General features: G+C 36.5%; 15 protein-coding genes and 1 pseudogene. 8 read left to right on the forward strand and 8 right to left on the reverse strand.

Going from position 1 to position 22,384, the window contains the following annotated elements:
• The first annotated feature begins 153 nt into the window (after window positions 1-153).
• A complete protein-coding gene (locus tag JST55_07035; protein ID MBS1493246.1) occupies window positions 154-2,085 on the forward strand; it encodes a T9SS type A sorting domain-containing protein in 1,932 nt (643 codons plus the stop codon).
• A gap of 1,914 nt (window positions 2,086-3,999) precedes the next feature.
• The gene (locus JST55_07040; GenBank protein ID MBS1493247.1) at window positions 4,000-4,881 is read left to right on the forward strand and encodes a T9SS type A sorting domain-containing protein; all 882 of its coding nucleotides are present in this window, start codon (window positions 4,000-4,002) and stop codon (window positions 4,879-4,881) included.
• Between the two features lie 889 nt (window positions 4,882-5,770).
• Here JST55_07040 and JST55_07045 read toward each other — a convergent pair.
• Both JST55_07045 and JST55_07050 read right to left on the reverse strand, forming a co-directional pair.
• Entirely contained in the window at window positions 5,771-6,316 is a 546-nt protein-coding gene (locus tag JST55_07045; protein ID MBS1493248.1) for a hypothetical protein, read from the reverse strand.
• Window positions 6,317-6,326: 10 nt separating this feature from the next.
• Window positions 6,327-7,991, reverse strand: coding sequence for an ATP-binding protein (locus tag JST55_07050; protein MBS1493249.1), 1,665 nt, complete (start codon window positions 7,989-7,991; stop codon window positions 6,327-6,329).
• A 579-nt stretch (window positions 7,992-8,570) separates the two neighbouring features.
• Between JST55_07050 and JST55_07055 the strand changes: the two are divergent.
• The 5 genes and pseudogenes from JST55_07055 to JST55_07075 all read left to right on the forward strand — a co-directional run bounded on the left by JST55_07055 (window position 8,571) and on the right by JST55_07075 (window position 13,704).
• Window positions 8,571-9,494: pseudogene (locus JST55_07055) on the forward strand (hypothetical protein).
• Window positions 9,495-9,768: 274 nt separating this feature from the next.
• Complete coding sequence (locus JST55_07060; protein MBS1493250.1) at window positions 9,769-10,872, forward strand: carboxylate-amine ligase; 1,104 nt, start codon at window positions 9,769-9,771, stop codon at window positions 10,870-10,872.
• Between the two features lie 136 nt (window positions 10,873-11,008).
• Window positions 11,009-12,052 carry an aminopeptidase gene (locus JST55_07065; GenBank protein ID MBS1493251.1) on the forward strand — a complete coding sequence of 348 codons (1,044 nt, stop codon included), beginning with the start codon at window positions 11,009-11,011 and terminating at the stop codon, window positions 12,050-12,052.
• A gap of 25 nt (window positions 12,053-12,077) precedes the next feature.
• Window positions 12,078-12,479, forward strand: coding sequence for a hypothetical protein (locus JST55_07070; GenBank protein ID MBS1493252.1), 402 nt, complete (start codon window positions 12,078-12,080; stop codon window positions 12,477-12,479).
• 31 nt (window positions 12,480-12,510) lie between these two features.
• Window positions 12,511-13,704, forward strand: a complete 1,194-nt coding sequence (locus tag JST55_07075) for a hypothetical protein (GenBank protein ID MBS1493253.1) — start codon at window positions 12,511-12,513, stop codon at window positions 13,702-13,704.
• A 105-nt stretch (window positions 13,705-13,809) separates the two neighbouring features.
• On the opposite strand, the gene JST55_07080 is transcribed toward JST55_07075, so the two are convergent.
• From JST55_07080 to JST55_07105, 6 genes are all read right to left on the reverse strand, one after another.
• A complete protein-coding gene (locus tag JST55_07080; GenBank protein MBS1493254.1) occupies window positions 13,810-14,910 on the reverse strand; it encodes an ABC transporter permease in 1,101 nt (366 codons plus the stop codon).
• On the reverse strand, window positions 14,910-15,668 hold the full coding sequence (locus tag JST55_07085) for an ATP-binding cassette domain-containing protein (protein ID MBS1493255.1): 759 nt from the start codon (window positions 15,666-15,668) through the stop codon (window positions 14,910-14,912). The genes JST55_07080 and JST55_07085 overlap by 1 nt, the downstream gene beginning before the upstream one ends.
• Before the next feature lie 207 nt (window positions 15,669-15,875).
• Window positions 15,876-16,337: a DNA starvation/stationary phase protection protein gene (locus JST55_07090; protein MBS1493256.1), complete on the reverse strand. Its 462-nt coding sequence runs from the start codon at window positions 16,335-16,337 to the stop codon at window positions 15,876-15,878.
• Window positions 16,338-16,364: 27 nt separating this feature from the next.
• Complete coding sequence (locus tag JST55_07095; protein ID MBS1493257.1) at window positions 16,365-17,879, reverse strand: sigma 54-interacting transcriptional regulator; 1,515 nt, start codon at window positions 17,877-17,879, stop codon at window positions 16,365-16,367.
• Between the two features lie 85 nt (window positions 17,880-17,964).
• Entirely contained in the window at window positions 17,965-18,396 is a 432-nt protein-coding gene (locus JST55_07100) for a CBS domain-containing protein (GenBank protein MBS1493258.1), read from the reverse strand.
• A gap of 181 nt (window positions 18,397-18,577) precedes the next feature.
• The gene (locus JST55_07105) at window positions 18,578-19,651 is read right to left on the reverse strand and encodes a hypothetical protein (GenBank protein ID MBS1493259.1); all 1,074 of its coding nucleotides are present in this window, start codon (window positions 19,649-19,651) and stop codon (window positions 18,578-18,580) included.
• Window positions 19,652-19,862: 211 nt separating this feature from the next.
• Here JST55_07105 and JST55_07110 point away from each other — a divergent pair, with 211 nt between their 5' ends.
• On the forward strand, window positions 19,863-22,340 hold the full coding sequence (locus JST55_07110; protein MBS1493260.1) for a T9SS type A sorting domain-containing protein: 2,478 nt from the start codon (window positions 19,863-19,865) through the stop codon (window positions 22,338-22,340).
• The last annotated feature ends 44 nt before the right edge of the window (window positions 22,341-22,384 follow it).

The following is a 22,384-nucleotide window of genomic DNA, read 5'->3' on the forward strand; positions in this document are numbered from 1 at the left end:
AAAGTATGTAATCTCTCAAAAGCTCTGAGACTTAAATTTCAGGGCTTTTTTTATTTTATCCCAGGTTACTCTGTACTATTTGTTAGGATTTTGTTAGGATAGAAATTATATTAGTATATAATGAGATTTTTATACTAATTTAATTTTCCCCCCATGAAAAAATTATTTGCATATCTGTTAGTTACCATACCCTTGATATGTTCCGGTAACTTATGTTTTTCACAAATTTTCACAGAGACTTTCAATTATACAGCGGACCCGGTTAACGGCTTAGCGACTCAAAGCGGCGGGCTATGGACTAAACTAAATTCCGGGGATTCCATTTTAGTAACAAGCGGAAATTTAAATTTTCCCGGGCTTACAACTTCAACAGGAAATAATGTAAGCTATGGCGGGTCAGGAACGGATTATTACAGAGCTTTTACCAATCAGACAAGCGGCACCGTTTACGCATCATTCATTTTAAGAATTACAGACATTTCCCTGCAGACTACTAACGGCGGATATACCATTGGATTTATGGAGAACGGCTCAACAACTGTTTTCGGCGCAACTTTATGGATAAGAAATAATACAGCATCAGGCACAACTCAGTTCAATCTTGGAATCAATCCAAGAACCACTGCAGGCAACACCGTATGGTCACCCAGTGTTTTAGACGAAGGCACTCCGTATTTAATTGTCATTGCATATCAGATAGTGCCCGGCGCAACTAACGACAGCGTAAAGCTGTGGATAAATCCGACATCATTTAACGGAGCAGAACCTTACCCGACCTTAATGGCAGCAAATACACTTACTGATTTAACAACAGGAGTTCAGAAAATATTTATGAGGCAGGATGCTTCGGGTACAACTCCCACATTAACAATAGATGAAATGCGTGTAGGTACTACATGGGCAGATGTTACTCCTTCAGTAATTACAGGCGAGACTATTACAGTAGCAGGAGGTTCATTTAATAATATTACGATTGATAACTCGGCAGTAACTCTTGGCGGAAATGATACCATTACAGGAACAATGACTTTACAAAACGGAGGATTGATATCAACTACTACAAATTATACTTTGTTCTTTACGCCAACTTCAACAAATCCTGCTGAAGATGCAGCTAACAGAATAATAGGCACGGCAATAATGCAGTACAGACCCGTAGGTACGGGGGCGCTTAACTTTCTGAGTGTTGGTATGCTCGCGGGAGCCGATGATTTAGGAGATGTAACTATACAAAGAATATCAGGCCCTGACGGAACTCTGGGTCCCGGTATAAACTGCAACTGGCAGATTTTCAGAACTAATAATCCTTCGGGAAGGGATTTTACTTTGTCTTTCCCCTCGATATATGATAATGGAAGAGATATGACTCACGCTGCTGTATTTGAATTTGGGGGACCGATTTCTACATGGTATCAGACGGGTCCGACCGTTGATATATCTGCACTTAATCCCCGTGTTGTAACTGTTACGTTAGGACCGGGTTCGGGTTTCTGGTGGTCAGTATCCGACGAAAATCATAAAGTACCTGTTGAGATGGCATCGTTTACATCTCTTGTAAACGGCAACGATGTAAATTTACAATGGAGTACGGTCTATGAATTAAACAACTCAGGGTTCGATGTAGAAAGAAAATTTTCAAACAGCGACTGGATTAAAATCGGCAACGTAAAAGGAAACGGAACTTCATACTCGTCTCACGATTATTCCTATAAAGATTATTCTTTAGCTTCAGGAAGATATAAATACAGATTAAAGCAAATAGATTACAACGGGAATTACAAATATTATGATTTGATGAATGAAGTTGTGATTGGAGTTCCGAATAAATTTGTTCTGATGCAGAATTATCCGAACCCGTTCAATCCTGTTACACAGATTAATTACGAATTACCAATTACAAATTACGTTTCACTAAAAATATTTGATATGGCAGGTAAAGAAGTTGCTTCATTGGTAAACGGAGTTAAGGATGCCGGATATTACAGCGTTACATTCGATGCTAAAAATTTTTCAAGCGGAACGTATTTTTATAAGCTGACAACGGATAACTTCAGCGCTGTTAAGAAAATGGTAGTAGTGAAATAGTTACTTGATTTTTAGTTATCAGTTTATAATTGTAAAAGTATGACCCCCTCATTTAATGAGGGATTAAGTGGTCAATGTAAAATTAGCGTAGTTGTTGGTCGGGAGACCAACAACGGCGTGAAATTAGATTAGTTAATTTCTTTTCAGACATTACTTTTGTATTGACAAAGAATATTAAATTAATGAAATTTATTTTGTTCTTTTTAAATCCTCTAGAAAGAAAAAGTATCTGACTTACCTTCCTCAAACACTGGCATCTTATTTTATCAAAGCATTTTTGTTTAGCAACAAATCCTTTATAAAAAAATAATGCTGTTCACTTTGCCAGAAATTTATTTATTTCAACTTTTTTAAATTTGATTGTACTTTATTTTTTAATCCTCTTAGAAAAAAAGTAACTCAAACCATCTGTAAAAATTTAGTTATCTCACCGGCTTAATTTGATTATACTTTATTTTTTTAAACCTCTTAGAAAAAAAGTAACTCAAAACATCTGTAAAAATTTAGTTTATCTCACCGGCTTAATTTGATTGTACTTTATTTTTTAAACCTCTTAGAAAAAAAAGTAACTCAAAACATCTGTAAAAATTTAGTTTTCTCACCGGCTTAATTTGATTGTACTTTATTTTTTAAACCTCTTAGAAAAAAAGTAACTCAAAACATCTGTAAAAATTTAGTTTATCTCACCGGCTTAATTTGATTGTACTTTATTTTTAAACTCTTAAAAAAAGTAACTCAACTGTCCATATATTTTTTCATAATCAAAAAATTGCAGTAGGTTTTATTTAGGTATCATAAGATAATTTTTAGCTCAAAGAAGTAATATCTTGAGCATAGTTACTATAAAGTGTTTTACAAAAACTAATTAAAGGAGAAAAACGAAAAATGAAGAACAAATTACTGCTCTTTATTATTTTACCGGTCGTAGCTTTAGGTATTACAGTTTACGGTTTTGTATCGGGAGACATTCTGACTCAAAAAACGTATCCGCAAAGTCAGCCGGGAGAGATTGCCACTTATGGTCCGGCTTTAGACCATTCAGTACAGGCAATCAATGAATCATTTGAAGGTACAACTTTTCCGCCGGCAGGCTGGACAAAGTTATCTCCATTAAGTAACCCGGGATGGACAAGAACAACAGTAGGCACAACTCCATTCCCGGGATTCGGTACAGGTTCAGTTGTTACAGGATGTCCGGGCGGCGGTTCAGCTCTGGCATTAGTTTCATATGTATCGACTCAAAATAACGAGTGGTTAATCACACCGCAAATCACCAATGTTCAACCTGATGATTCATTAACTTTCTGGTTGAGATTCTGGCCGACAATTTATCCTGATTCGTTCAGAGTAAAAATTTCTACAACTACACCAACTATTCCTGCAATGACTGCCGGAACACTAATGTCAAGAAGGTTCAGCGGAGATGCAGACTCAGGCTGGGTTCAGTATAAATACAGAATCGGAAACACAGTTCCCGCAGGTTCAAATATTTATATCGGCTTCCAGGAGTCATTCATTGATGGCTCTGCATTCTGTTTGGATTTAGTTTCATATATCCCTGCAGCAGCTCCTCCTCCACCTCCGACAACATGGTTTGAACAAACAACACCTATTTCAGCTACATTATCGTCTATTTCAGCTGCAACAGATAACGTTGTATGGGCAGTTGGATATACTTCTAACACATCAGGACCTCCTTTTGTAATTAGAACAACAAACGGCGGTACATGGACAACTGCTTTAGGAACAGGTATCGGTACAGGAGTACCTCTTTTCAATGTATGGGCAATAGATGCTAACACTGCTCTTGCAACAGGTTCTACCACTACTTCTTATATCTATAAAACTACAGATGGCGGAGTTACATGGGCTACAGTATTTACTCAGGCAGGCGGCTTTGTGGATGGTATAGTTATGAAAGATGCTAATAACGGTATCATGTACGGTGATCCGGTCGGCGGAAGATGGACAATATTCAAAACAACTAATGCCGGTTCCACATGGGATTCAACCGGATGCTACTTACCACAAGCTGCATCAGAAGCAGGCTGGAATAATGACATGTGCATTATCGGTAACAATGTCTGGTTCGGTACAAACAATTCAAGAGCATATTATTCATCAAACTACGGTGCGAACTGGACTGCGCAAACAACAGGTGAAGCAGGCGCTTCAGGGTCTGATGTATTCTTTAATAACGCAACAACAGGTTTATACGGCGGTGCTGCATTAAAACTTTCTACAAACGGCGGAACAACATGGGCTGCTAACGCAGGCACAGGAACAGGCAACTACAGCGGTATAACCGGTGACGGAAACTCAAGCTTCTGGACAGTAAGATTCAGCGCTGCTATCGGTTACTCAAGCAATAACGGAACAACATGGTCAACTGCATACACAACAACAGCAGGAACAGTTAACGATATTACAAGATCAAGAACGGGATTATTAATCTACGGTTGTAAATCAAACGGACAGATTGTAAAATACGGCGTTACAACAGGTGTTACACCGGTTAATAACGAACTGGTTTCAGATTATTCTTTAAAACAGAATTATCCAAACCCATTCAATCCGTCAACAAACATCAGCTTTGCAATTCCGCAAAACGGATTTGTATCTCTTAAAGTTTACAACATGCTTGGTAAGGAAGTTGCCACATTAGTAAACGGTAATTTGAATAGCGGTACTTACAATTACAATTTCAATGCTTCAAACTTAGCCAGCGGAATGTACTTCTACAAACTTGAAGCCGGCAATTTCACTGAAACAAAGAAAATGATATTAGTTAAATAAATTTTGCACATTAGCAGCCTCTTTATTAATCCTTTTTCCTTAAAGTAAATAAATGGTCGCTGTTTGTGTATCAATGGAGTATGCCTGATGAAAGTCAGGCATGCTTCTTATTTTAAAATAGTAAAAGTATTTTATTAATGATAGTCCTGCAATATTTATTTATTGCGGGACTTTTTTTTGTCAATTTTTTGAACAATAAACCATTGGAAAAACTTATAGCGAAACTTACGCCCCCTCGTAAGTTTTGATGTAAGCTGCTGATAAAATAATTTTTCATTTCTTTTAAAATTACACCTCATAAATTCTCCTCACAAACTAAAACAACAGGTAATTTACCTATAAGAATTTTCTTTTAAAATCCGGTTCATCTCATTAGCAGTAATAGGGAAATAAATTTTTTTAGGTGTTGACAGGTTCTGTCAATTAGTAATTAATAATTAATAAAGAATAATTTTTATGCTGTGAAACCCCGCAGTTCTTTTGCGGGAGGGGTAGTTTAACACGACGCTTGTCATCCCGCACCCCGTATCAAGTACGGGGCAAGCTTACTGATGCGGGATCCAATCATCTTTATAAAACTTCGTTTTATCGTTCTTTTTTTCTTGATAAAAAAAGAACTCCCGCGTCTAGCGCGGGACAGGCGCCAAAATCAAGCCGCCATGGCGGAATATAAATTTGCATTAAGTTCCCAACGAGGACGTTGGGAACGAGGGGAGCAGGTGCGCTCGAAGTAAACTCGCTTCGCTCAGACATACTTCTCGCTAGCGATTGTTCTCGTGATTTTCTTAATGGAAAATTTATAAGGCCGGATTATAGGGAAATGTAAATCTGTTCCCCTCCTTACTAAGGAGGGGTTAGGGGTGGTTTAATGTAAGATCGTGATTATAAGTTAATCTCCCGTACTTTGCCAAAATTGTTCAATTTCAATCAATAAGTACTTATTATTTATTAACTCCTTTATTCCCAAAATTACTTTTTTATAATCATTATAGGTTTTAATATCAACCATTTTTTCAAATTTACCAATTTTTTCATAAAAAATTTCTTTTCCAACTTCTTTCTTTAGAACCTTTAATAATTCACTATCGATTGGAGGATGAATAAATTCAATTAGTTTAGAATTCCCTAATCCTCCCAAATATACAGCAGTTTTTAAATAAATATTTATAATCTTTGCAGCCCATATTAAAGGTAATCCCGATTTCTTTTTACGAATTTTTTTCTTTACTAAAGATTTTACATTTTTTTCATGCCATTCATTAAATTCTTCCTCTTCAATTTTTGTAGTATCGGATAAAATTCGATCAAAACGCTTTTCTAATAACGAATAAATATCTTTTCTTGCTTTTATTGGGCATCCTGAACGCGTAGAAGAAAGTGCAGTCCACATTGCGAAATTTTGTATGATGTCTTTTCTGATTTTATTGTGCTTCATAATTAGATTTTTATCGAATTAGTTTTAACAATTTTTCAATTTCTTCTTCGATTTTTTTTAAAACTACTTTTTGATTATCTTTATCCATTACATCACAAATATGACTGCATAGTTTAGTTTTATCTAATTCTCTTATTAAACTTTCCGCGCCGTAATCATCAACTTTAATTCTTTCTTTGTAAAAATCATTTTGACTAAAGTTAGATGGCAAAAACAATAAATTTTCAATTCCTTTTTTATAAAGAGTGTTGACCTCGTTTTTTTCCATTCGTCTTACAAATAAATTTCCTAAATCTTCTTCAAATTTATTAGTATCACTATCATAAAGAAGTATTGTTTTATTTTTCAACATTGAAGGATTTGAGGTATAGTGATTTTTAGCGTTATCCAAAGCCTTTACACCAGTATATTCAGGATTCCCTTTTCCGTTTAATTTTCCAATCCATCTAAATTCCAAACCTATACCTCTTTTTTCAAAAACCTCAAGAGCTTTATTGAAATATTTTTCATCTGTTTCTCCCTCAAGAAGTATTATAGTTTTATCTGAATTTATATGATAATTAACATTGAATGCCTCTTGAACAATTTTCTCATTTGTCCATCCATAAAATTCAGGTTCATTTGAAACAACAATTTTACCCTTATCATCTTTTTTGAGAACTACGACCTTGTCGTTTTCTCTATTAGAATTATGTATTACAAACGGAGAGTGAGTTGTAACAATTAATTGAGATGTTTGAAGTCCATCATTATCTGTAAATAATTTTTTAAAGAAAGTAAGTATTTTCAATTGCCATGTAGGGTGCATACTTATTTCTGGTTCATCTATGAGCACTAAAGCTCCTCTAGTTGTCTCTTTATTTTTTAGCAAGAAGCTACCTCTAAATACAATTTGTTTTTCTCCTGAACTTAATTCATTGATACCCATTTCTCTACCATTTTCTTCAAATATTACCTGTTTTACATTATTTTTCGTTTTAATAGTTTTATATTTCTTCTCAGGAAAAATAAATTTGAACGCATTTGCAAATCTATTTATTCTTATATCTATTTTATCTCTATTTACAGGCAAACCTTCGTTTTCTCTTCCCCATTCTGCAAATTCAGTTGCATCAATAGTTTGAATGTCGACAAAAAGTTGAGTGATTTCTGAAGCTAAATTACTGTTTGAGCGTTCACTTTCTTCGACAATGTTATCTATATTTAATGCTGTAATATTATAAATCTCGTTAGACGAGAAATTAATTTCTGCACTAGAAAAAATAGCCATAAATATTCTACGGGTTTCATCCACAGCTAAGGCCTCCCCTGCATATGTGTCCGAACCATTGACAACTCTCATTCTATTCCAAATATTAGAAATACTAAAATCTATCTGAATTTGTAGAATATTATTTTTTTCTAAATTTTTAAAAAGCCCACTTCTAGTTCCGTTTTTACTTAAAGTTCCGATTTCTATTTGTGATAATTCAATTTCTGTATATAATTTTTCATTTTTCTCTAACGCCGAAAAGGTTGAGAATTTATATAAAACTTCTAATAATAAGGATTTTCCGACGCCATTTTCTCCTGCTATAATTATAGTATCTACTGTATCTCCATTTTTGTTTGTAAAATCTAAGGATAGATTCCCAAAGAGAAAATGATTTTCAAAAGTAATTTTTCTTATTTTCATTAATTCTATTATGCTATTTTTATTAAAGTAAATATTTTTACAATAAGATTGTGTGAAATTTAAAATCACTAAATTGAATTTTCTATTACTGGATTCCCGCCTTCGCGGGGAATGACCCCGCTATAGCGGGGCAGGCATACAGATGTTAAACCACCCCTAGCCCCTCCTTGGTAAGGAGGGGAACAGTACTTGTCTGAATGTTAGTATCCCCCACAACTCCCAATTCAAATCCCCCGTTTCTTCATTGAAATTCGCCCTTAATTTTGGTATTTTTAGGTCTGTTTTTTAATTTTTTTTCTAATTTTACAATCCTTATTTTACCCTCGCGGCACATCTAAGTAATGAATAAATAAGGATTATTACGCGCATTTGTATTCACCGAAAAAATTGCTTTAAAAATATTTTTCCTTAATTTTACTCTTAGGAAAAGGAATACCTGCATTTTATAAATTCAGGCACATATAAAGTTATATCACAAATACATATTCTTATACGTTACGAAGCCGGAGCATCGTAACGAGTGGTTACTTGAAAGTTTAAATAAAATAAATCAATAATATAAAAGGAGAAACAAATTTAATGAAAAAAATCGGCATACTGTTCGGACAGGAAAAGACATTTCCTCAGGCATTTGTGGATAGAGTTAACTCGAAAAACGTTGACGGAATCACAGCAGAGTTTGTAAACATCGATAAAGTTGTGCAGGGCGCGCCTTGCGGTTATGATGTTATCATCGATAGAATTTCACAGGACGTTCCTTTCTACCGCGGCTTTTTAAAAAACGCTGCTATAAGCGGAACTGCCGTGCTGAACAATCCTTTCTGGTGGAGCGCCGATGAAAAGTTTTTCAATAACGCACTTGCTACAAAAATCGGAGTGCCGGTGCCGAAGACCGTTCTCCTTCCTTCGAACGAATTACCTCCTGATACAGCAAACGAGTCATTCAAAAATCTTGCATTCCCTCTTGACTGGGAAGGTATGTTTGATTACATCGGCTTCCCTGCTTATTTCAAACCTTTTGCAGGCGGCGGATGGAAAAACGTTTATCAGATCACCGATATGGAATCATTCTTCAAAGCATACAACGAAACCAAACAATTGGTCATGATGCTTCAGGAAGAAATTAAATTTGATTCATACTTCAGATGCTACTGCATAGACAGACAGGATATAAAAATTATGCACTACGAACCGCGCAATCCTCACCACTTAAGATACGTTGCAAACTTCGATGTAAGCCAGGAGCTTCTCGATACAATTAAAGATTATGTATTAAGAATTAACAACGGACTCGGGTACGATTTCAACACAGTTGAATTTGCAGTAAGAGACGGAATTCCGATTGCGATTGACTTCTGCAATCCTGCGCCTGATGCCGATAAAGCTTCAGTCGGTGAAGAAAATTTTGAGTGGGTAGTTGAAGCTGCTGCTAACATGGCAATAAGAAGAGCACAGAACCATAAAGACGGACAGAACAATTTAACATGGGGGACATTTGTAAAGAACTTCGCTAACGACGGAGCAGTAAGCGCAGAGAACGTTCACGGCGGACAAGAAGGCCACGGTAAAAAAAAAGCTAAATCAGTAAAGAAGAAATAGTACTGAGTAGAAAGTAGTAAGTATAAAGTATTTGTAGAGACGCAAAATATTGCGTCTCTGCGAAATAAAGAATAGCAATACGTGTTTAGAATTCTAAATTCATAATTCTGAATTTTGAATTCCCGATGTTTTTCTTATCTTAGCAGATAAGAATTTTTAAAATAAAAAATAACCCCGTATGAAAAGCAAGCTTTTCACCTTAGGAATAGAAGAAGAGTTTCAGGTAATTGATCCCGTTACGCGCGAGCTGAAGTCACACATGAATCAGATAGTGACGACAGGGCAGTCGAAACTCGCTGATCAGATAAAACCTGAAATGCACCAGGCAGTTGTTGAAGTCGGTACGATAATATGTAGTGATATACACATGGCACGAGAGGAAGTTTCAAAGCTAAGAAAAGATATATCTGAAGTTGCTAAGGAATCGGGACTGCGAATTGCAGCTGCGGGAACGCATCCGTTCTCCCACTGGAAAGACCAGGAAATTACTGACCATCCGCGCTATCACGAAATATTAAATGAGATGCAGGAGACTGCAAGAGCAAATTTAATTTTCGGTCTGCATGTTCACGTCGGTATTGATAACAGGGAAACAGGTCTGCAGCTAATGAATGCCGCAAGATATTTTCTTCCGCACATTTTTGCCCTGAGCACAAACTCACCGTTCTGGCTGGGAAGAAATACAGGTTTTCATTCTTACAGAACGAAAGTGTTTGATAAATTCCCTCGCACAGGTATTCCTGATTTCTTTTCAAGTCTTGCCGAATACGAAAGCTATGTAAACGTCCTTATAAAAACAAAGTGCATAGATAACGCAAAAAAGATATGGTGGGATATAAGATTGCATCCGTTCTTTGATACGCTTGAGTTCAGAATATGCGATGTGCCGATGACGGTAGATGAAACAATCTCTCTTGCAGCAATTATGCAGGCAGTGATTGCAAAGCTTTACAAACTGTTAAGAGCTAACTTAGGTTTCAGAATTTACAGAAGAGCTCTCATCATGGAAAATAAATGGAGAGCTGCAAGATACGGAATACACGGCAAGATGATTGACTTCGGAAAAGTTGAAGAGGTGGATTATAAATTTTTAATGCATGAGCTTGTGGGATTTGTAGATGACGTGCTTGGAGACTTGGATTCACGCGAAGAAGTTTATAATATTTTTAAGATAATGGAAAACGGAACAGGCGCTGACAGACAGCTGAAAGTTTACGAAGAAACAAAAGACCTGAAGAAGGTTGTAGATTATATCATGGATGAAACCGTGAAAGGATTGTAATCAGATTTTCCCCCTCCTCACTCGAGGAGGGGGATTAAGGGGGTGGTGGACAATTTAACCACCCCCCTGCCCCCTCCTTGAAAAGGAGGGGGTGAACATTTTTAAAAAACTAAAACAATAACTGACAAAATTATACATGAGTCAAATGGAAATTAACACGGAAGTTGACGCAGACCTTTTACCGGGGGCTTATAATGCTATTAACGTTTGCTTAAGACTTAAACCTGAAGAAAGAATTACAATTATTGCAGATAACGACGCTGCCGATATAGCAAGGGCTATGGAACACGAAATAAAAAAAGTCGGAGCTGAATTTTCTACATTCATAATCGAAGATTATACACCAAGACCAATACCGGGTGACTTACCGCAGGTTATTCTTGATGACCTTGCAAAATCACAGGTGAGCATTTTTGCCGCCACACCGAAGATGGGTGAGCTTCGCTCACGCGCATCTATGACTTACGTTGTTGACGCCCATAAAATAAGACACGGCCACATGGTTAACATCAACAAGCAGATAATGATGGAAGGCATGAGAGCAGATTTTATTAAAGTAGATAAAATAAGCCAGCGCTTAATTGATATTGCAAGCAAAGCAAAAATTATAAAACACACATCCGATAGCGGTACGGATATAACTGCAGAGTTCGTTCCTGAATTAAAATGGCTGAAAACATCCGGAATAATTTCTCCCGATAAATGGGGCAATCTTCCAGGAGGAGAAATCTTCACATCACCATGGAATGTAAACGGAACGTTTGTCGTGGACGGAGTAGTAGGTGATTACCTCTGCCAGAAATACGGCGACTTATTAAACACACCGTTAACGATTGAAATAAAAGATTCACGCATATCAAAAATGACATGTGATAATAAAGAGTTACTAGAAGAGTTCACAGCTTATACAATGACAGATGAGAACAGCAACAGAGTAGGCGAGTTTGCAATCGGAACTAACATAGCATGTAAGCATGTAATCGGAAATATTTTACAGGATGAAAAGCTGCCTACGATACACATGGCATTCGGACATCCTTACTCTGCGCATACAGGCGCAAAGTGGAGCTCAACAACACACATTGACTGCGTAAGCATTAAGAACAGCATATGGTGCGATGAAATTCAGGTTATGGATAAAGGTGTGTTTATGCCGGTAATCTCGGAAGGTATTTTATAAATTAATTTTAATCTTATTACTACTCATGAAAAAATTACTTTCAATACTTATTGTTTTTACGTTCGCTGTTATAATTGTAAGCGGATGCTCTAAAAGTGATGATACAACTATTACCAATACCGGCGGCAACCAGTTACCAACATCACCTTCAAGCCCTATTCCTTCCAATGGAGCAGTAGGTGTTACCGGCTTTGTAACAGCAACATGGTCATGCTCAGACCCCGATGTAAATGATACTTTACGATATGATGTTTACATAGGTTCAACTACTAACCCAAGTACCGTTGTTACTACAGGAACTCTGAACAAAGCAGCTGACTTAGGAATTGCAGGACCCAATACTCTTGTTTACTGGAAGGTAGTTGCAAAAGATAATCACGGCGGAGTAACAAACGGGCCGGTATGGAGCTACAGAACTGCACCTTAACTTGCTTGTTTAATTTCATCAAGAACAAATCATGATAAAAGAGCTCAGAGAGAAATACATAAAAGAATTTACTCAAGAAAAATATGAGGAATTCATTAAGGATATAAACTCTGCTTACAAACCCATTGAATTCAAAATTTCGGAAACTCCGGTTTTTATTCCGGCAGAGCTTCGTGATGAGCTTTCAAATGCCTGTGTGGATATTCTGAATTTTTTAAAATCTGATAATTTTAAAGAGCTCTCTACAAACGCTATTCCTCCCGGACTTGAAGTCCCAAACCAGGGAGAACATGCCGAACTTCTTGCAATTGATTTTGCCGTTACAAAAGATGGGGAGGGAAATTATCTCCCGCAATTGATTGAGCTTCAGGGCTTTGCCTCTTTATTTTGCTATCAGGAATTATTAGATATGAAGATGCGCGCGCACTTTGATATTCCTGAAAATTACACTCACCGCTTCCGCGGACTTACACATGAAACATACCTTGAGAAATTAAAGAAGACTTTAATTGGTGATGAAAATCCTGAGAACGTAATTTTACTTGAGATAGAACCTGATAACCAGAAGACTGCAATTGATTTCTGGGCAACACAGGACTGGCTTGGAATAACTCCCGTTCATATAGGAGATATTACAAAAGAAGGAAAGAAATTGTACTACATGAAGGACGGCAACAAAACACAGATAAAAAGAATTTACAACAGAGTAATTTACGATGAATTAAAAAACAGAAAAGACCTAAAGTATAATTTTAAGATAAGCGAAGACCTTGATGTAAAATGGATTGCGCATCCTAACTGGTTCTTTAAAATCAGCAAATACATTCTGCCATTTATAAAAAGTAAGTATGCACCTGAATGTATTTTCTTAAGTGAGTTGAAAGAAATCCCAGCTGATCTAGAAAATTATGTATTGAAACCGTTATTCTCATTTGCAGGTGTGGGAGTAATTTTTGATGTGAAGAAAGAGGATATAGAAAACATTAAAGAAGCAGACAGAGAAAACTTTGTTCTTCAGAAGAAAATAGTTTATGCTCCCGTAGTTGAAACACTTGACGACCCGGCCAAAGTTGAAATAAGAATTTTATTTTTATGGAATGAGGGTGAAGAGCCTGTGCCGGTAATTAATTTGGTAAGAATGGGTAAAGGAAAAATGATGGGTGTGGATTTTAATAAAGGTAAAACATGGGTAGGTTCGAGTATAGGGTATTTTCCGAAGGGGTAGAATTGATTCAAGAATTTCTGCTTCCCAACGTCCTCGTTGGGAAGCAAAAGAAACAAATTTTGTTTTTATGATTGGATTCCCGCCTTCGCGGGAATGACATACGTGTTACTCCCACTTAAACGTTTTGGCAGCGAGAAGATAAATCACAACTCCCCAGCCGACTAAAATCAAAATATCATTTCCCACCTGAAATAAACTTGCACCTTCAAAAGCAATTTTTCGCAACGCTTCATTCAGATATGTTAAGGGCAATACCTTAGCTACAGGCTGCAGCCAGTTTGGAAAATTTGATATCGGGAAAAATGTGCCTGACAATAAAAACTGCGGAAGCGTAATTAAGTTTGCAATAGGCGGCACTGCATGTTCATTTTTTGCAATACCCGATACTAAAAATCCGAAGCCTAGAAATACTATCAATGCTATTACCGAAAGAACTATCATATTCAGAAAAGTCACGAAACCGTTAACAAGAGTGAATCCGAAGACTAAATTACCTATGACAATAATAATAACAGCGCTGACTATAGAAAAAACTAACCTTGCAAATGACTCGCCGAGTATAATATAAATTCTCTTTATAGGTGTTGCAAAAAATCTTTTCAATACAAATGTCTGGCGAAGATTTATAAAGACGAATGCAGTTCCGAAAATCCCTGCGCTAAGCAATGAGAAACCCAACTGTCCCGGTAAAATAAAATCTATCGTTTTATATTTTCTTCCTTCTACAACCTGTTCATTAAGTCTAGCAAGAGGAACATCCATGTTAAACTTTGCAAGATTTATTTTATCAATAACATCGTTCAGAATCATTTTAATCACACTGCCTCTATCCATGGATGCAGAAGATGTTTTCAATGTAATATTATATGAAGGTTTATTATCAACTAATCCTTTTGAAATACTTATTACGCCGTCTATCTGACCTTTTTCAAGTTTTGTTTTAAGTTCTTCATCGGGAATATCTTTTTCAAGTTTTATGGTTTTTATATTCTGGACTGCCTGTATAATGGGATTATCCATATCGGAATTTTTTTCAACGGCTAGATCAACTGAAAATCCGCCGCCGCCGATAAATCCGAATACGACAATAAATATCAACGGGAACAAAAGATTGAAAACTATTGCCGATGGATTTCTTGTCATTACTTTTAAGCTTGCCGTGGATATTGCAAGCATTGCTCTAATCTGACTATACTTTTTTTCCATTACTCTTCTCTGAGCTCCTTTCCTGTTAAATCTAAAAATACATCTTCAAGTGTAGCTTCTTTTACTTTCTTCTCCCTCTTAAAGCCTTTTTTAATGAGAGTATCTATTAAATTATTAGGAGTATCAATTGTAATTATTTTTCCGTTATCAATTATTCCAACACGCTCACATAAAACTTCAGCTTCATCCATATAATGAGTTGTCAGCATAACTGTGGTACCTTTGTTTTTTATATCGGTGATAAGGTCCCATAGATTTCTTCGTGCCTGCGGGTCAAGTCCAGTAGTCGGTTCATCAAGGAAGATTACTTTGGGTGAATTTATAAGAGTTGTTGCAATGGAAAACCTCTGCTTCTGTCCTCCGGAAAGTTCTTTGAATTTTGCTTTTGCTTTTTCTTTCAGGTCAACAAGGTTAAGCATATCCATTGTGTTTACATTCACGTTATACAGCCCTGCAAATAAATTAAGCAATTCTGTTAACGTTAGGTTGGGATAATATCCTGCTGCCTGAAGCTGCACACCGATAACATTTTTAATTTCATTGGGAGATTTATCCAGTGAATACCCGCAGACAGTAATTTCACCCGAGGTTTTTTCACGGAGAGTTTCCATTATTTCAAGCGTAGTTGTTTTGCCTGCTCCGTTAGGACCAAGCAGTCCGAAAATTTCACCTTCCTTCACTTCAAATGAAATTCCGTCAACGGCAACTAATTCATCATATTTTTTAACGAGGTTTTTTACCTCTATTATATTACTCAAGTTTTTTGTTGTTAATATTGATTCGGGGTTTGGCTAAAATACGGTATAAAACAAAAAAGGTTAAGAGAAATATCTTAACCTAATTTATAAATCTGTAAATATAGTCATGCAAACCCCCGAGTTGAGTTCGGGCTAATTTGCGTTTATATTTTAACCACCCCCTCAGTCCCCCTCCTTGAAAAGGAGGGGGAAACTGATGAATGAATTTTACTCTAACATAGTTTTCAGCATCCAGATAGTTGTCTCGTGATAATCAATTCTTTGAATCAGTAAATCCTGTGTAGGTTCATCGTCTGCGGCTTCTGCTGCTTTGAATGCTTCCTTTGCAGTCTTCACTGCCTTTGCATGGTCTTCCGCAAGAATTTTTACCATGTCCATTGCTTTCGGGATTTTTTTATCTTCTTTTATAGAAGCAAGAGCGGAGTACTCTGCGAATGTTCCCGGCGCATCTGCATCGAGCGAGCGGATTCTTTCTGCAATCATATCTGTCGAAGTCCATAAAGCGTTATATTGTTCTTCAAACATAAGGTGAAGAGTTCTGAATAACGGACCTCTTACGTTCCAGTGATAAAAATGTGTTTTTAAATAAAGCACGAATGTATCGGCTAACAAATTTGATAAGCCTTCAGCTACCTTCTTGCTGTTGTCCGGGGTTTTTAACTTTGCCATAATTTTGTTTTATGAATTTTTAAAAAATTAGTATTTGAAATTAAAGTCATCGTCGTACTCGCCGTAGCCTTTTTCCTGCGTGAACATGCTTCCCACCATATCTTTATAAGATACGACTGAGTCCATATCATCTTTTGCAATTTTAGAGCTTTGATGCAAGCCGTCTAAAACAAATTCCATCAGCGAGGCAAGTTCGTATTCAGTTTCATAATACTGTGAATATTTCTTTACAAATTTTTCCAGTCCGTCAACTTTTTTCAGTTCTTTAAAGTAATCCTTAAAGCTCATATCATCTTTTATGTTCACCCTTCCGCCGTTCTGGAACCATTCAATCATTTCAGCATAGACATCTTCCTGCGGCTTGTCGGTTTTCTTTCTTTTCTGAAGCGGGTCAGGGAAATATTTTTTATAAATTTCTCTCACTGCTTTTGATAGCAATGCCTTCGATACTTTTATTGCTCCCTCCTGCTCGCCTTCAAAAACAAGCTCCATCTTTCCTGTCATACCGGGAAGCACTGCATTTATATCGCAGACTCTCAGGTAAATATCTTCTTCATTATTTACAATAGCCCTGCGCTCTGCATTGCTGATAAGATTTTCCATAGAGGAAATTGTAAGCCTTGCGCTTACGCCTGACTTCTGATCAACGAACTCGCTCACTCTTGCCTGCATTGCAGTCATCTCTATTATTTCTTTGAAGTAATGAGGAATAGTTACTTTGCCGTCAGTTCTTTTTATCCATGAATACGTGTCTGTAATTTCTATTCCGTCTTCTAAATTTTTCGGGTAATGAGTAATTATCTGCGAGTCAATTCTGTCTTTCAGCGGAGTAATAATATTTCCTCTGTTTGTATAATCTTCGGGATTAGCAGTGAAGACCATCAGAACATCAAGCGGAATCCTGATATTAAATCCTCGTATCTGAATATCTTTCTCCTGCATAATATTCAGCAAACCGACCTGTATTCTCGGCTGTAAATCGGGAAGCTCATTAATCACAAAAATTCCTCTGTTAGTTCTCGGAATGATTCCAAAGTGAATAGCTCCTTCGTGGGAATAATGCAGCCGCTGGTTTGCAGCTTTGATAGGGTCAATATCTCCGATTAAATCGGCGATGTTTACATCGGGAGTAGCAAGCTTTTCACTGTATCTTTGCTCGCGGCTTATCCATTCAATTTCCGTTTCATCTCCCATTTCATTTATCATATCAACTGCATGCTTTGAGATGGGGTGAAAAGGATTATCGTTTATCTCCGAGCCTTTTACAATTGGAATATATTCATCAAGCAGACTCGTAAGCATTCTTGCCATTTTTGTTTTTGCCTGGCCGCGAAGACCGAGCAAAATAATATCGTGCCTTGCAAGAAGCGAGTTCATAACTGAAGGAACAACGGTGTTTTCATAGCCGATTATTCCGTCAAAAATTGTTTCTTTATTTTTAATTTTTGTGATAAGATTATTTCTTATCTCATCTTTTACAGTATGTGTTTTGTACCCGGCTTGTTTAAGTCCGCCGAGAGTTTTTATGTCGGTTAATTTCATTAAAGTAAAAAGTTTTTAAAGGGTTCAAAATTGACAACCGCCATAAGAATAAAAGAGTTTCGTTTCTGCTTTATTTTGCAGCAATTTAACCGTTAAACTGAATGTATGAGTTCAGCATTTCAATCTTCTCTTCTTTTTCCTGCATATCGTGATACATAATATCTCTGATAGAGAGAATTCCGATCAAATCGCTTCCTTCTCTTATAGGAATGTGGCGGATGTTTTCCTGCTTCATAATCTGCAGGCAGTAATCGGGTGTATCATGCGCTTCTACTAAAATAACTCCTTTAGTCATTACTTCATCTATCAGAGTTGTTTTTAAATCAAGCTCTTTAGCGGCGCAGCGGCGGAGCAGATCTCTTTCGGAAAAAATTCCGACAAGCTTGTTGCCCTCTGCAAGAACAGGCACTGCTCCGACGTTGTGCATATCCATAAATCTTGCAACGTCAAAGACGGTCATTCCGGTTTTTACAAAGTGAAGGCGTTCAGTTTTGATTAGATCTTTTACGTTTGCCATTTTTGACCTCCCGTATTTTTTAATTATAAAAAAAACTTATTGCTAAATATTATTAAAGAATATTTAAAAGAATATTTTGCAGGGGGAAGAAATTTATTTTTTCTAAGAAAGGTCTGTTCAAATGAAGATTAAAGAATATATTTGAAATATGCTAAGCAAAATTTTGGGAGAAAAGTTAAATTTATTTTTTAATTCCAATTAAAAAAGTTGATACATCAGTACTGAGTCCGTCTTGTACGACTAAATATACATTATTACTTATACTATATATGGTCGGATAAGACAGTGATACTTGTTTGTATTCTTCGCTCCATTTCTCACCATTCCAATTAAATAAAGAGTATTTATTTCCATAAGGTCTTTCTCGTTGGTAACCACCAACAAGAATATTGTTTCTGGAATACCCATTAACACCATAATTAAAAATGAAATCAAAAGGAGTCAGGAATAAGTTGAAATTTTCATTATTGTAAATATACAGTTTTGTTTCGTTCTTGTTTAAAACAAAACCATTAATATATCCGGGCCTAGTATAGCTCCCGACAATATTTGAAAATTCAGCGACTTTATTCCATTTATTTCCATCAAATTCATAAATGTAATAAAGTAATGCAGAATTTTTAGGAGGATGAATTTCTGTAAGCAGTACAAATCTTAACTTTTGTGAGATAGAGTCGTAATAAATTTTCTCCACATCAAAGTTTGTAAAACCATTGGTATTAAATTGATAATGAGTTAAACTGGTACCATCAAACTTATCAATTTTATTATCATAGCCTGCAACCCAGATTTCATTTGGTTTGTAATAAAGACATCTGTTTATCCGGATAGAATGATTGTTGTTCACAGATACATCCTGAAAAGAATTTCCATTCCAGCTTTTTATTCTGCAAATTGAAGAATCTTCTCCTCTGTTATACCCAAATATATAAGCATTATCTTTATCATAACCGACTAATTGGATAGGTACAAAATCAGGGTAAGAAATATTTGTAATAATTTCATTCTGAATACGAGTAATAAAACCAAAGAAATTATTAACTATAAAAACATCATTAGTATCTCTTAACCAGGCTCCCGCGTTCAAGTATCCGTAATTTCCTACTTGGTATGTCTTCCATCGAAACCTGGCAGAGTCTAATGTTGAGTCTTGAGTAATCGGAACAATCGGATTATCTTCTTTGCTGCACGAGAAAAAACTGATACACAAAAGAGAAATAAGAGCTATCGGTAATATTAACTTAGCAAAGTTCATTTAAAGCATTAGTAAATTATTTTTAACAGATTAAATAAATATTCCAAAATAATCTAATCATAATTTAAACCTCATGGATTTAATGCAATTATTTAAAGATTTATTTGTTGTTCAGATATAATTCAGGCAATTGCGTAAGGGTAATAAATCCCTTTAAATTCAATATTTGGGGCGTTATTTTTCGCAAAACTAAAAAACTCTCAATCAACAGATGAAAAATCTTTTCACTCTCATCGCTCTTATTTTAATTTTCACGGGTACTGCGTTTTCGCAAGGCAATGATGAAAATCTGAAATCTGTAGTTAAAGTCCCGGCGGGATACAATTTTAATCAGTTTGACGCTTTCAGCAGCGTTGTTCAGACTGTAAACGGCTACGATAATTTTTTCTTAGGAAATGATTTCGGTGAGCCGCACATAACAACAAATCCCAGAAACCCATTGAACAGCATTTGCGCTTTCAATACAAACTCAGTCTATTATACACTTGACGGCTACAACTGGACAAAAGTTTTCGTAAGTTTTCCGGGCTTTGCATCATCTGAAATTTTGGGAGACCCTGTTTTAGCATTCGACAGCTTAGGCAATATAACTTATGAACAGCTTTACCAGCAGGGAAGCACTTACGGAGTAGTAGTCACCCGTTCAACAGACGGTGGACAAACATTTTCCGGTGCTTACAGAGTAACTTCTACTACAGTTGGTTTATCAGATAAAGAATGGATTTGCGCAGACCAGACTGCAGGTCCTTATTCAAATTATTTATATACCGGATGGAGACAGTTCGGTTCTTCAGGAATGAGATTTTCCAGAAGCACAAACGGCGGTGTTAACTGGTCAAGTCCTATAACATTAGTCGGAGATCAGGGTGCATATGTTGCTGTGGGACCTAACGGCTTAGTGCAAGGCGGAAGCGTATACATGGCAAATACAAACGGCGGAACAATTTTAGTCGCACGTTCCACAGATGGCGGCGCAACAATGGGCTCACAGGTATCGGCTGTTTCATTTTCAGGTTCAGGTACAATATGCTCAGGAAGACAGACAGTAAAAGGATGCATAAGAACAAATTCTTTTCCGAAGATTGCCGCAGACGGAAGCTACGGAGCATACAGAGGTAATGTTTATGTAGTTTACGAAGCAAATCCATTAGGACCTGATGTAGCAGATGTTTTTGTTGTCCGTTCAACAGATTACGGCGCAACATGGGGAACTCCGGTAAGAGTAAATGATGATGCAACAACTGCAGACCAATGGATTCCTGCTATCAGCGTTGATAATACAAACGGAAGAGTTTATGTAAGCTGGATGGATTCAAGAGAAGACCCTACTTCAAATCTTATGACAAGAATGTACGGAACATATTCAACAGACGGCGGACAAACTTTTGCTCCAAACGGACCTGTTGGAACAACCTTGTTTAATCCTGATAATATGAAAGTGAGTCAGGGTTCAGGCCAGGCATTTTATATAGGTGATTATCTAGGAGTATCTGCTATAGGTAAAACAGGAATAACAGTATGGATGGATGGACGTTCAAATGCATTAGGAAGTTATGTAGGATATTATCCTGATTATGCTATGACTGCATCTGCAACCAGCGTAAGCATGGGAAACAATGACAGTTCTTTTGTAACTGTTGCAATTCCAAGTGTAAAAGGACCTTATAACGACAGAGTAAAATTTACTGCTGCAGTTGATACTGTGCCAACAACAGGTTCTATCAGTTTAAGTTTTGTAAACGGTAAAGATTCCGTTACTACTTATCCTGATTCAGTAAGATTGAGAATCAAAACTGTCGGAAACGTAACTCAGCGATTATACAAAGTAACAGTCACAGGAAGAGGAACAAACGGTACACCAGTTCACAAAAGAACAATTGATTTGCTTGCAAATTCTTCATACGTAAATGTTACAACTAACAGACCAACAGTAACTGAATTTAAAGTAAACGGCATTACATATAATAATGCCCAGTCAATTGTTTTCCCGAACGGTTCAAGCGTAACACTGGAAGCAGTAACACCTTCAGCCGGTTCACAGACAAGATACAGATTTAATAACTGGTCTAACGGAGGTTCAAATCCGCAGACGATAATAGTCAATAATACAATATCCGTCACAGCAAACTTCACTCCTCAGTATAAAATTACGGGAATTTCAAGTTATGCTTCTACATTCGGAACAAACCAGTTCTATGACTCAGCGCAGGTATTTTCATTTGGTGTAACATCCAGAAGAGTAAACTCAGGCGGAACAAATTATTATTTCCACGCTTGGATTGGCGCAGGTAGCGGTTCATACACCAGCCCTGATAGTTCGGGACATGATTCATTGGTAGTCTGGAAACTCACAGGTCCTGTAGTGGAATCAGCATTATGGAGTGATGTTCCAATTGGAATAAAGAATTTAACCACTGAAATTCCGAAAGAATTCAGCCTTGAACAGAATTATCCGAATCCGTTTAATCCCGTAACAAACATCAAGTTTGATATAGCGAAAAGCGGTCCCGTAAAAATTTTAATTTACGATTTATTGGGTAAAGAGGTAAGTGTAGTACTGAACAGGCAGCTTTCACCCGGAAGATATGTAATAGATTTTAATGCGCAAAATTTATCCAGCGGTATTTATTTTTATAAACTTATTACCGATGAATTCGTAAGCATTAAGAAAATGACTTTGCTTAAATAAAATTTACAAATCAGGCAGTGTAAAAGCTGCCTGATTTTTGATTT

It is taken from the genome of Bacteroidota bacterium, from assembly GCA_018266835.1.
GTDB lineage: Bacteria > Bacteroidota > Ignavibacteria > Tepidaquicellales > Tepidaquicellaceae > JAFDZO01.